This is a genomic window from Peribacillus sp. TE19612, assembly GCF_056279465.1.
The window spans coordinates 410,366-422,379 of the sequence record NZ_JBWCCL010000002.1; the positions used below are offsets into that span (position 1 = coordinate 410,366).

Annotated in this window: 14 protein-coding genes and 2 riboswitches; of the genes, 12 read left to right on the forward strand and 2 right to left on the reverse strand. The window is 42.0% G+C overall.

The features are described from left to right. The first annotated feature begins 10 nt into the window (after window positions 1-10). From ACZ9AO_RS05310 to ACZ9AO_RS05350, 9 genes are all read left to right on the forward strand, one after another. Entirely contained in the window at window positions 11-391 is a 381-nt protein-coding gene (locus tag ACZ9AO_RS05310) for a Spx/MgsR family RNA polymerase-binding regulatory protein (protein WP_048682187.1), read from the forward strand. Window positions 392-487: 96 nt separating this feature from the next. Beyond that, the gene (gene comGA / locus ACZ9AO_RS05315) at window positions 488-1,573 is read left to right on the forward strand and encodes a competence type IV pilus ATPase ComGA (RefSeq protein WP_375541173.1); all 1,086 of its coding nucleotides are present in this window, start codon (window positions 488-490) and stop codon (window positions 1,571-1,573) included. After that, window positions 1,557-2,591 (forward strand): competence type IV pilus assembly protein ComGB, encoded by a 1,035-nt coding sequence (gene comGB, locus ACZ9AO_RS05320; RefSeq protein WP_476108609.1) that lies wholly within the window; start codon window positions 1,557-1,559, stop codon window positions 2,589-2,591. Before comGA ends, comGB begins: the two co-directional genes overlap by 17 nt. Window positions 2,592-2,667: 76 nt before the next feature. Beyond that, window positions 2,668-2,979 carry a competence type IV pilus major pilin ComGC gene (gene comGC / locus ACZ9AO_RS05325; RefSeq protein ID WP_048688337.1) on the forward strand — a complete coding sequence of 104 codons (312 nt, stop codon included), beginning with the start codon at window positions 2,668-2,670 and terminating at the stop codon, window positions 2,977-2,979. Window positions 2,980-2,986: 7 nt separating this feature from the next. Further along, entirely contained in the window at window positions 2,987-3,430 is a 444-nt protein-coding gene (gene comGD, locus ACZ9AO_RS05330) for a competence type IV pilus minor pilin ComGD (RefSeq protein ID WP_048688291.1), read from the forward strand. Beyond that, the gene (locus ACZ9AO_RS05335; protein WP_251540924.1) at window positions 3,417-3,755 is read left to right on the forward strand and encodes a hypothetical protein; all 339 of its coding nucleotides are present in this window, start codon (window positions 3,417-3,419) and stop codon (window positions 3,753-3,755) included. The genes comGD and ACZ9AO_RS05335 overlap by 14 nt, the downstream gene beginning before the upstream one ends. Next, window positions 3,703-4,182 carry a competence type IV pilus minor pilin ComGF gene (gene comGF, locus ACZ9AO_RS05340; RefSeq protein ID WP_081088666.1) on the forward strand — a complete coding sequence of 160 codons (480 nt, stop codon included), beginning with the start codon at window positions 3,703-3,705 and terminating at the stop codon, window positions 4,180-4,182. The genes ACZ9AO_RS05335 and comGF overlap by 53 nt, the downstream gene beginning before the upstream one ends. Continuing rightward, entirely contained in the window at window positions 4,175-4,561 is a 387-nt protein-coding gene (gene comGG / locus ACZ9AO_RS05345; RefSeq protein ID WP_476108610.1) for a competence type IV pilus minor pilin ComGG, read from the forward strand. Before comGF ends, comGG begins: the two co-directional genes overlap by 8 nt. Before the next feature lie 92 nt (window positions 4,562-4,653). Then, entirely contained in the window at window positions 4,654-4,839 is a 186-nt protein-coding gene (locus tag ACZ9AO_RS05350) for a YqzE family protein (RefSeq protein WP_048688303.1), read from the forward strand. Window positions 4,840-4,883: 44 nt separating this feature from the next. Here the strand turns inward: ACZ9AO_RS05350 and ACZ9AO_RS05355 are convergent, their stop codons facing one another. Continuing rightward, a complete protein-coding gene (locus ACZ9AO_RS05355) occupies window positions 4,884-5,681 on the reverse strand; it encodes a YqhG family protein (RefSeq protein ID WP_476108611.1) in 798 nt (265 codons plus the stop codon). Further along, entirely contained in the window at window positions 5,659-7,347 is a 1,689-nt protein-coding gene (locus ACZ9AO_RS05360; protein ID WP_476108612.1) for a DEAD/DEAH box helicase, read from the reverse strand. Before ACZ9AO_RS05360 ends, ACZ9AO_RS05355 begins: the two co-directional genes overlap by 23 nt. Window positions 7,348-7,722: 375 nt before the next feature. After that, window positions 7,723-7,810: riboswitch (glycine riboswitch) on the forward strand. Between the two features lie 3 nt (window positions 7,811-7,813). Then, a riboswitch (glycine riboswitch) is annotated at window positions 7,814-7,899 on the forward strand. A gap of 140 nt (window positions 7,900-8,039) precedes the next feature. Between ACZ9AO_RS05360 and gcvT the strand changes: the two genes are divergently transcribed. Genes gcvT through gcvPB form a run of 3 tightly spaced genes read left to right on the forward strand, consistent with a single transcriptional unit; the run spans window position 8,040 to window position 11,960 of the window. Further along, entirely contained in the window at window positions 8,040-9,146 is a 1,107-nt protein-coding gene (gcvT, locus tag ACZ9AO_RS05365) for a glycine cleavage system aminomethyltransferase GcvT (protein WP_063575687.1), read from the forward strand. A gap of 17 nt (window positions 9,147-9,163) precedes the next feature. Then, window positions 9,164-10,510, forward strand: coding sequence for an aminomethyl-transferring glycine dehydrogenase subunit GcvPA (gene gcvPA, locus ACZ9AO_RS05370; protein WP_251540919.1), 1,347 nt, complete (start codon window positions 9,164-9,166; stop codon window positions 10,508-10,510). Then, window positions 10,503-11,960, forward strand: coding sequence for an aminomethyl-transferring glycine dehydrogenase subunit GcvPB (gene gcvPB / locus ACZ9AO_RS05375; protein WP_063594101.1), 1,458 nt, complete (start codon window positions 10,503-10,505; stop codon window positions 11,958-11,960). The genes gcvPA and gcvPB overlap by 8 nt, the downstream gene beginning before the upstream one ends. The last annotated feature ends 54 nt before the right edge of the window (window positions 11,961-12,014 follow it).

Here is a 12,014-nt window from a genome sequence, read left to right on the forward strand (position 1 = left end):
AGTGATTAGTATGCCACAGTTAACTTTCTTTTCGTATCCAAGTTGTACATCTTGCCGCAAAACAAAAAAATGGTTAAGCGCCAATCAAGTTTCCTTCGATGAGCGACATTTATTCAGAGAGACTCCAACTGTAGCAGAGTTGAAAAGAATTCTTGAATTGACATCGGAAGGACTTGATGAAGTCTTGGCGACAAGAAGTGAAGCATACAAAGACTTACAAGTTAATATTGACGAAATGATGCTTTCTGATGTCATCCAATTATTAACAAAAGAACCGAAGTTATTAAGAAGGCCCATTCTCATAGACGGGGAAAAACTGGTCATTGGCCATAACGTAGATGCATTAAGAAATTTGGTTTCCCGGAGGCCTGATTTGAAAATGAGCATGTGAGATGATTCTCGAAGTTTTTTCGGGAATTTTTTTTTATTCTAAAGCAGGAATTTGTCGTGGATTGTCGAATCAATACAACAAGAAACATAGGAGGTGATGAATGAATTGATATCGATTGAAAAGACCGCAGAAAAAATACTAACCCGTGCCATCGTGGAGTCGGCATCGGATATCCACATTTTTTTTCGCGGAGAGGGGCCTCTCATCCAATTCAGGATAGACAATAAGCTTGTTCCCCAGGAAACATTATCATTTTTTGAAGCTGAAAGGCTGATCGCTCATTTGAAGTTCCTTGCCTCGATGGATATAGGCGAGAAAAGGAGGCCCCAGAGTGGCGCCATCACTATCAATTTGGCTAACCAGGTGGTCGGACTCCGCCTTTCCACTTTACCCACTGCCCATCTCGAAAGTTTGGTCATCCGCTTAATACCCCAACAGAATATCCTTCCTCTAGAACAGTTATCCTTATTTCCAAACACCGTTCAAAAATTGATTGCACTCCTGAAGCATTCCCATGGCATGCTCATATTTACCGGCCCGACCGGCAGTGGGAAAACCACGACATTATATTCCCTGCTTCACCACGCCCATGAGATGATCAATCGAAATATCATTACACTTGAAGACCCCATTGAAAATGTATCTGAAAAGGTATTGCAAGTCCAAATCAATGAAAAGGCGGGCATTACGTATTCCGTCGGCCTAAAAGCTGTTCTGAGGCATGACCCGGACGTGATCATGGTTGGGGAAGTCAGGGATGCAGAAACTGCCAAAATCGCAGTCCGTGCCGCATTAACCGGTCATTTGATACTAACGACCATGCATACGAGGGATGCCCAGGGCGCCATCTCCAGATTACTGGAATTTGGTGTCAGCTTACTTGAGATTGAACAGACTTTGATTGGCGTGACAGCGCAGCGGCTTGTTGAATTGCGATGTATTCCGTGTAAAGGGGACAGTGCTTTAGCTTGCAAAATGACTGCGAGGAATAAAAGGGCAAGTGTATATGAATTGCTATATGGAAAAAGTCTGGCTGAAGTACTCCGGATAATGGGAGATGAAAAAGGAAAGGCAACGGTCAGCTATCGCCAATTAAAGGATGAAATCGGAAAAGCGGTTGCGATGGGCTATGTGGATGCTCAGGAATATGAACGGATGGTATACCATGAAACCAAAAAGTAAATGGAAGGTAAAAGAGCAGGCGGTCTTTATTTCGAAGCTAGGTGAATTATTGAATCATGGTTATCCTTTGGCGGAAGCTTTACATTTTCTTGAGTTTCAGGAATCAAAGAAAAAAGCGGAAGACTTCACTCAGGCTATAGCTGATTTAAGGAACGGCTACCCGTTGCACATGGTGCTGACCCATCTTAATTTTCATCCGCAGCTTGTAAGTTATATATTTTATGGAGAACAATATGGCGACCTGGAACGGTCGTTGAAAGAAGGAGGGCGATATTGGAAGAAAAGAATCGAGGATATGGATAAAGTAAAAAAGTTAATGATGTATCCCGTATTCTTAGTCTTTTTTGTAAGCATCGTTTTTTATATTCTTCAGAGTGTTCTCCTTCCCAAATTCCAGACCATCTATTTCACCATGGATGTCGATCAGCATATCCTCTTAAGATTAATGTCAGCCTCCACGTTCATTCTTCCAGCACTCCCCTTCTTATTACTCGGATTGCTCCTATTCTTGTATGCACTCAAACGGTTTTGGTTCAATGGATTATGCCCATTAAGGCAGCGAAGGATATTGATGGGAATTCCGATATTCGGGACGTTCATCAAATTATACGAAACTTATTTTTTTGCAAACCAATTCAGTGGCTTGCTTTCCGGAGGGCTGTCGATTAACGATAGCATCAAATTATTCTCGATAAATCAACAGCAGCCTTTTTACCAAAAACTTTGCAATATCATCAAAGATGATCTGATCGAGGGCAGATCACTTGAAATGATTTTTCGGGAGCTCCCATATTTTGATGGGAATTTACCGGTGGTCGCTGCAAATGGTCAAAAATACGGCAGGCTTGATGCCGAGTTACTTCATTACAGTCGTTTTATACTGGAGAAAATTGAAGAGAGAATGAATGCAATCTTGAAAATCATTCAGCCTTTAATGTTTTCTCTGATAGGTCTTTTGATCGTGTCCATTTATTTGGCGGTTTTGCTGCCGATGTTCTCACTGCTCGAAGGTTTATAGGATTTCATTTTTGTATTCCGGAGGTGAAAATGCCCGAAGGTCATCTGGTATTCAGATGCTTCAGGAGCATGATGATATGTTGAAGAAAGTGATGAATGAACGTGGTTTTACACTAATTGAAATGCTTATTGTTTTACTGGTGATATCCATCCTTTTGATTATAACAATCCCCAATATCACGAAAAACCAATCCACAATCCAGTCTAAAGGATGTGAAGCTTTCGTGAAGATGGCCCAAGCACAGGTGCAGGCTTATGAAATCGATAATGCTAAACTGCCCGGAAGTATCGATGAATTGGAAAGTCAAGGCTATCTCAAACAGACTTCCTGCCCAAATGGGGATGAAATTAGTTTGGATAGTAAAGGAAAGATAACGGTCGTTGAGTAGGAGAGAAGTGAATATACGGCATTCCGATGGTGGGTACACACTATCTGAAACCCTTATTGTCCTCGCTATTTTTGTACTCCTTATTTCCATCGGTCCTAATTTATATCCCAGCTTCACTAAAGGAATGGAAAATAGGCTATTTCTTTCTCAATTCCATGAAGATCTTTTCTATGCTCAACAGTATGCCATCAGTCATGAGAGCTTGATTTACCTCCACATTGATAATACCAAAAAGGTTTATACCGTTTCGTCTTATAAGGAGGGGATCGTTTTAGAGAGAAGCATACCAGAGGATATACAGTTTTTAAGCGGCACTTTGGGGTACAGCTTCCATTTTAATCAATATGGAAATGCTTCCAAAGCCGGAACGATTATGATTGACACGTCAAAGGGAAAGTACAAGCTAGTGCTCAATATCGGTAAAGGGAGGTTCCGGATTGAGAAATTGTAAAGGGTACGTCTACCTTGAACTGATGGCTGCATTTTCCGTTTGTATATTACTGGTCCTTGCCATTTTACCAATGCTTGAAGAGGTATTGACGGATCGGAAAGATATTTCCGTAAGGACAGAAGCCCACCATTTATTATATGAAAGATTGACGGCGTTCATGGATGGGGAGATTCAGGCAGTTGGTCAGGAAATCATTTACAAAAAAAGAAGCTTTGAATTGGTTTGGAAGGACCATGGGGATTTCCCGGGAATGATTGAAGGGTGTGTACGCTATGAAGATGAAACGGGTAATTGGGAATCCATTTGTGATGCTGCAAAAAAATGATGGCTTTACGATGATCGAATTGCTTTTTTCTTTATTGATTTTAATGACGACGTCGCTTTTTGTTCTGCAGCTCTTCTCAATCATTCACACCCAGATGAGGTCCGTTGATAAATTGCATCCTAAAGAGTGGGAGGTCTTTACCATGCAAATGAAGCAGGAGGTCCGGAGTTCCAAAGCTCAGGATGTAATGGGAAATAAATTATATTTGCTTTCAGGTGAACAATTATCATCGCTGGAACAATATGAAGATAAGGTACGAAGACGAGTGGATGGTATGGGGCATGAGGTCATCTTGCAGAACATTTCGGAATTCCGGGTCGATAAGGATGGCAGTGTCATTGTTATAAATATAACGGATAAAGCAGGGACTACTTTCAGTCGAAGATTTCATCCCTTCTTTAGGAATGATACGAAAGTCGATGAATAATCAAAAAGGAGTCGTTTTCCCGATGGTCATGATTGTGGCGAGTGTTTTCATCATGTTCACGATACTAATGATCGACCAGTTTATCATTGATAAAAAGTTTTATAAAGAAGTGGAAGAGTCGCTAGTGGCCGACCATCTTGTCCATCTAGCCATCAAGGATGTGACGGCAGAGTGGGGCGAAGAGATCCCGAAAGTCATCCAGGGGGAAAAATCATATCCCAATGGTGTGGTGCGATATTCCTTAATGAAGCAAGAAGGCCCTTACGTCTATATCGAGTTTTCTTCCAAAACTAAAAATGATCGAGAGGGAAGGGTCATCATTCAATACGATAAAGAAGCGGGGGAAGTGAAAGAATGGTTGGAGAAGCAAGCTGTGTAATAGCAAAACGACAGGTTCACGTGTTCAGGGAGCAAGGGAAGGAATAAAAAAAGCGTAAACCGGACATACTTTGCGTAGGGTGATGATTTTATATGTCTACAAACGCTTATATTAAATATCTGACGCAGCAGCTTGTTGAGTATTTCAATCTGACGAAAAAAGAACGAAAAGAAAAACGCCGTCACAGAAAAGAGGATAAAAACCATGGTATGTCCCATTGGTTTGGCATTGTCCCTTTTGCTTTGTCGATGTTTGTAAGGAAAACGATCAAAAAGTAAAACAGATGTCCTGAACTTTGGACATCTGTTTTTTTGTTCTTCACTTATCCCAACGCCCTATCTGAAAGGTAAAATAATCCTCCGTTGATGATGGATATTCTGATGTTGGGTTCATATTGTGCTTTTAGTGCTTCTTTTTCGGTATAATAGCTCTCACTTTTTTCGTCCATATCCTTGTAAAAATGCTCCAATAAATTCAAGTCATTCTGCCAGCGCAGCATTGCCTCCTCCGCCCAGGAATGGTCATCATCCTCGAAACTGGTTCTGATGTATGTATCCAGTCTTGCCAATCCACTCTTGGGCATGATCAGAGGTGAAAGCGTAAAGGAGTAATCCGGTATTTTCGGGGTGACGTTAATCGGTAAAACCCGATGGTGAAACCCTTCCATTATTTCACCCGAGATTAAATTCAATCCGATTGACATGAAAGTATCTTTTTTGCGGTCGCATTGATACGATATTTTCACATTCAAGGTCAGCCAAGGAAACAAAGGATTATTTCTGCCTTTTGATGGAGGTGTATTCTCAAAAAGTCTAGTATACCCTGCCAGCTTTTTGGTTGATTGAATAATCTGGTGAAGGCGAGGGGAGCCAAAATGAATCATTTCTCCCTTTAAATCGGATGGAGCTTGTTCTGGGTCGGTAATGAAAGTGATCTGTGCCGGGTTCGGAACACCTCCTGTTTTTTCTAGATAATGCCAATAAAAGGGTCTGTTCATTAATTCCTTATCCATTTCAATCGTCAATTGCACTGTAAGGTGGGTTGGTGCATTATCCAGTATTTCACAATCGTTGGCTTTAAAGAAAGTGTTTAAAAAATCATGAATTTCCCGTTGCTGCATGAACCTCACCTTCCTTCATTGATTGAGCGAATTGGATCAATGATGAAAAATTATCCATCTTGATTTTCATTTCGCCCTCTGTTTTGGACTCGCCGACCACATCAATTAAATATTCTTCAATGTTGTTAATATCCAGTTTGGTTAGAATATCATCCAATTCACCGATTACTTTTTCAAATAAATTTATTTTTTCGTATAGTAACTTCAGTATATGTTCTTCAACTGTATTTTTCGTGGCAAAGTTATAAATCATCACATCTTCTTCCTGACCAAGGCGGTGGATCCGTCCAATTCTCTGTTCAAGCCTCATTGGGTTCCATGGCAGGTCAAAATTAATCAAGTGATGGCAAAACTGAAGGTTTATCCCTTCCCCGCCAGCTTCTGTTGCGATTAATACCTGAATATTCTTTTGGAATAATTCTCGCATCCAGTCTTTCTTTCCGCGCTTAAAACCGCCCCGGAAAGGAACAGAAGAAATTCCATTCTGCTGTAGGTACCATTGGAGATATAGTTGAGTCGCCCTATATTCCGTAAAGATAATTACTTTGTCATCAATTTTCTTGATCAGTTCCAAAGCTTTTTCAGCCTTTGAGTTCTGGACCGTTTCATTCACTTTAGTAAATAAATCATCAAGCTTTGCCAAAAAATCAGGGGAAGGCTGATCGTATTTATCTCTCATATTCTTTAATGTATAAAAGACAGCCTCTCTGCTGCTGCATGCTTCCCTTTGGAGAGTGAGAGCCGAAAAGGCGCTTCCTTTTGATCCATCCGAAATTGGCTTGAATTTGGAAACAGCATCATACAATGCTTGTTCCGTTGGAGAAAATTCAATGGTGATGGTTTCCACATGCCGTTTTGTCCATTCAATGCCAGTATCGGCCCGCCGGTTTCGAATCATGACAGTGTTGACCAGTTCCTTTAGGTGTTCATCTTCAATTATGTTCCGGCCTTTCCCTTTATACTTTTCAAAAAAGAGTGAAGCATTTCCCAAGTGGCCCGGTTTCAATAACGAAACGAGGTGGAATATCTCCTCGACTTTATTTTGAATCGGAGTGGCTGTCAGGAGTAAACAAAATTTCTTTTTCAGATTTTGGACGAATTCATAGTTCTTCGTCTTATTATTTTTAAGTTTATGAGCTTCATCAATAATGATGAAATCATATTCCTGAGTAAAGATGATATCTCGATGTGGAGCGCGTTTCGCTGTATCAATGGATGAAATGACCACATCACAGGAGTCCCAGACATAACTTTTTCTCTGAACGACTGCCGGAATATGAAACTTGGTATTCAATTCAAATGCCCATTGTGTGACAAGGGAAGCCGGAACAAGGATCAATACTTTTTTTACAAGTCCCCTAATCATATACTCTTTTAGGATCAAGCCTGCTTCAATTGTTTTTCCCAGCCCTACCTCATCAGCCAAAATGGCTTTTCCATTCATCTTTTCCACTACTTGCTTCGCCGCTTCCAATTGATGGGGAAGCGGGGTTAACTGAGGAAGGTGCTTGGGCGCCTGTAAACCTTCAAAATCAGGGATGATAAGATTTTCCTCCATTTGAACCGCCAACTTATAAAGCTCCCAATTTCCCCATGGACCGTCATTTTCCATCTTTTGCAGAAACTCGTCATTCCATTCAGAATTGAAGGATATATTGATTTTCATAGAAATAACTCCCTCTTAAATCATAATTTCCTTAATATAAGGTCAAAACCCGAACATTTCATATGTGAAGTAAGATAAATATTTCTCTTCAAAAGTTATTGCAGAGATAAGTTTCTTAGGGTAGGATATAAGTATATTTAGAAAATTCCAATTTCCAAACGCTGCAAAGAATGTTTGTACATCGATTTTGCAGTTCGCGTTTTCTTAGTATGGGCTATATGCTCCTAATTTATCCAAGATTACCGAGGAGATCAGTTAAACGGTTTCTGAAGTTTTAGGAGAATTGGCAGAGAATGCATTCCATTTATGTTCAAAGGTTTTACCGATGCTGGGGGCTTATTCGCTTCCTTTCAATGGTAGACCATTTATATGCGGGTGAAGATAAGGGGAGAGACTACGGATGTAGCGCCGAAGGAGCAAACTTAGCAGTGAATCTCTCAGGCAAAAGAACTCTTATTGGACGCAACTCTGGAGAGCGCCGCCCGTTATGGGACGCGGCCACCAAAGGGGAAAACCTATTACATAGGTAAACTTTCAGGTTTCAGGACAGAGAAAAAGCTCAAACGGGCTTTCTCTGTCCTTTTTTGTGCTTTTTTCACATCATGAATCAGGATGTATCTGATGCGTAATGACAAGAAGCTTTTGATAATGAAGCCAATTAATTTTTAAAAAAATCTGAAGGGGGTCATTTTTTGACCAATTTAAAAAGAACACCACTATTTGAGGTTTATCGTGAATACGGAGGTAAAACGATTGATTTTGGCGGCTGGGAACTTCCTGTCCAATTTTCGGGTATAAAGGATGAACATGAAGCCGTACGGACAAAAGCGGGGTTATTCGATGTTTCCCATATGGGGGAAGTCGATGTTAAGGGGCCTGGGAGCCTTTCCTTTTTACAGAAGATGCTGACCAATGATATATCAAAGCTGCAACAGGGCGGTGCCCAATATACCGCCATGTGTTATGAAAACGGAGGCACGGTTGATGATCTTATCGTGTATAAAAGGGCTGAGGACGACTATCTGCTCGTGGTCAATGCAGCGAATACAGAAAAAGATTTCAATTGGCTGCAAGCTAATTTAACGGAAGATGCCCAAATTACGAATGTATCAAGTGACTATACACAGCTGGCACTTCAAGGACCAGCTGCAGAGAAGATATTACAAAAACTATCAGGAAGTACTGACTTAAGTGAAATTGGATTTTTCAGGTTCAAGGATAATGTCATGATTAACGGTATCTCCACGCTGGTATCCCGTACTGGATACACTGGTGAAGATGGTTTTGAGATATATAGTGACAGTAAAAATGGCCCTGCCCTTTGGAAGGCGATTATGGATGCCGGTAAGGAAGAGGGGGTTCAGCCGATTGGTTTAGGTGCTCGTGATACTCTGCGTTTTGAAGCGAAACTGCCGCTGTATGGGCAGGAGCTTTCAGCGGACATCACCCCGATAGAAGCCGGGATTGGTTTTGCAGTAAAAGTGGATAAGGAAGTTGATTTTTTCGGGAAAGCCGTTCTTGCTGAGCAAAAGGAGAAAGGGGCTCCCCGAAAGCTTGTGGGAATTGAAATGATTGACCGTGGCATTCCACGTCATGGGTATAAGGTCTACAGCGGTGATGAAGTCATTGGCGAGGTCACGACTGGTACCCAATCGCCAACATTGAAGAAAAACGTTGGATTGGTACTTATCGATAAGGAATTTTCGGTTCTGGATGCGGAAGTCGAAGTGGAAATCCGTTCCAAACGTTTGAAAGCCGTTATAATACAAACACCTTTTTATAAAAAACCACGTAAATAGAGGGGAATGGTCATTAGATGAAACATCGTTATTTACCTATGACAGAGCAAGATAAACAAGAAATGCTGGAAGCGATAGGGGTATCCACTGCTGAAGAACTTTTCAATGATATCCCTGAAAGCGTTCGTTTTCAAGGAGAATACGATATCAAGCCTGCTAAATCGGAACCTGCATTAATGAAAGAATTATCAAGGCTTGCTGCAAAGAATGCGGACCTTAAAAATTATGCTTCCTTCCTTGGTGCGGGTGTCTATGACCATTACGCCCCGGTCATCGTCGATCATGTTCTTTCCCGTTCTGAGTTTTATACGGCTTATACACCGTATCAGCCTGAAATTTCACAGGGCGAGCTTCAAGCAATCTTTGAATATCAAACGATGATATGTGAATTGACGGGCATGGATGTGGCTAACTCCTCCATGTATGACGGCGGGACGGCGCTGGCTGAAGCAGCGATGCTTGCTTCAGGACAGACAAGGCGGAAGAAGATTCTCATTTCAGGAACCGTTCATCCTGAATCAAGAGAAGTTGTGAAGACATATGCGAAAGGGCAACGCGTGGAAGTGATCGAAATTCCTCATGAAGACGGTGTGACTGACTTAGCTGCTTTAAGGGAATTGGCGAATGATGACATTGCAGGAGTGATCGTGCAATATCCGAACTTTTTTGGCCGGATCGAGCCATTGAAAGAAATGGAAGAAATCATTCATGGCGTCAAGTCCATGTTTATCGTTTCCAGTAATCCGCTTGCATTGGGAGCTTTGACATCCCCTGGTGCACTCGGTGCAGATATCGTAACGGGGGATGCTCAGCCATTCGGCATTCCAGCGGCATTCGGTGGACCTCATTGTGGATATTTTGCGGTTACCAATAAATTTGTACGGAAAGTTCCGGGCAGACTCGTCGGTCAGACGGTTGATGAGAATGGAAAAAGAGGGTTTGTACTGACGCTTCAAGCTCGTGAACAGCACATTCGCCGTGACAAAGCCACATCCAACATATGTTCCAATCAAGCTTTGAATGCCTTGGCAGCTTCTGTTGCAATGACCGCGCTTGGGAAAAAGGGTGTCAAAGAAATGGCCGTGCAAAATATTCAAAAAGCACATTATGCGAAAAAAGCAATTATGGCAAAAGGGGTGGAAGTGATATTCGACGGTCCTTCGTTTAATGAATTTGTCATTAAACTGCCTGCTCCGTTTTCAGAAATCAATAAAAACCTTTTTGAAAAAGGGATGATCGGCGGCTTCGATTTAGGGACGGTTTATCCTGAATTGAAAGACCATATGCTGGTTGCGGTAACTGAACTAAGAACAAAAGAAGAAATTGATGCACTTGCGCAGGAATTGGGGGATCAACATGAATAATCAAGATCAATCACTCATTTTTGAAATCAGTACTTCCGGCCGGATCGGGTACAGTCTGCCAGAAATGGATGTTGCAACTATTCCGCTCGAAGAAATTCTTCCTGCCGACTACATCCGTGAAGAAGAGGCAAAGCTTCCTGAGGTGTCCGAACTGGATATCATGCGTCACTATACTGCACTTTCCAAACGGAATCATGGGGTGGATTCGGGTTTTTATCCACTGGGTTCATGCACGATGAAATATAATCCGAAAATAAATGAAAATGTGGCACGCTTCAACGGTTTTGCCCATATCCATCCATATCAAGATCCCGCTACTGTACAAGGAGCATTGGGACTATTATTTGATTTGCAGGAACACTTAACGGAAATCACCGGGATGGACCAAGTGACATTACAGCCTGCAGCAGGTGCCCACGGTGAATGGACAGGATTGATGATGATTCGCGCTTTTCACGAAGCGAATGGAGATACAGAACGGACGAAAGTGATTGTACCTGATTCGGCCCATGGTACTAATCCTGCCTCTGCCACTGTTGCCGGACTAGAAACGATTACAGTTAAGTCCGATGAAAATGGGTTAGTCGACCTTGAAGATTTAAAACGTGTTGTCGGACCTGATACGGCGGCCTTGATGCTGACGAACCCCAATACATTGGGATTGTTTGAAGAAAATATTTTGGAAATGGCACAACTTGTCCATGACGCAGGTGGGAAGCTTTATTATGATGGAGCCAATCTGAATGCAGTCCTATCAAAAGCACGACCGGGTGACATGGGCTTTGATGTGGTTCATTTAAATCTCCATAAAACATTCACAGGCCCGCATGGAGGCGGCGGCCCGGGTTCTGGTCCTGTAGGTGTGAAGTCCGACTTGATTCCTTACTTGCCTAAACCTCTTATAGTCAAGCAAGGTGAGCAATTCGTCCTTGATTATGATCGTCCGCAATCCATTGGCAGGGTAAAACCATATTATGGTAATTTCGGAATAAACGTGAGGGCATATACGTACATCCGTTCAATGGGTCCTGATGGCCTTAAAGCCGTCACAGAGAACGCGGTCATCAATGCCAATTATATGATGCGTAAGTTGGAACCTTATTTTGACTTACCATATAATCGTCATTGTAAGCATGAATTCGTATTAAGCGGACGCCGGCAAAAGAAATTGGGGGTAAGGACTCTCGACATAGCTAAAAGATTGCTGGATTTCGGGTATCATCCTCCAACCATTTACTTCCCGTTGAACGTCGAAGAAGGAATGATGATAGAACCGACTGAAACCGAGTCAAAAGAAACGCTGGATGCGTTCATCGATGCGATGATCCAGATTGCCAAGGAAGCGGAAGAAACTCCGGAAATCGTTCAGGAAGCTCCGCATACAACCGTTATAAAGCGGCTTGATGAAACTCTTGCTGCCAGAAAACCCGTTTTGCGTTATCAAGCCTAGATTAGTAGCTTACACGAAAAAAATCCCTGCCATCCGGCGGGGATTTTTCATGTT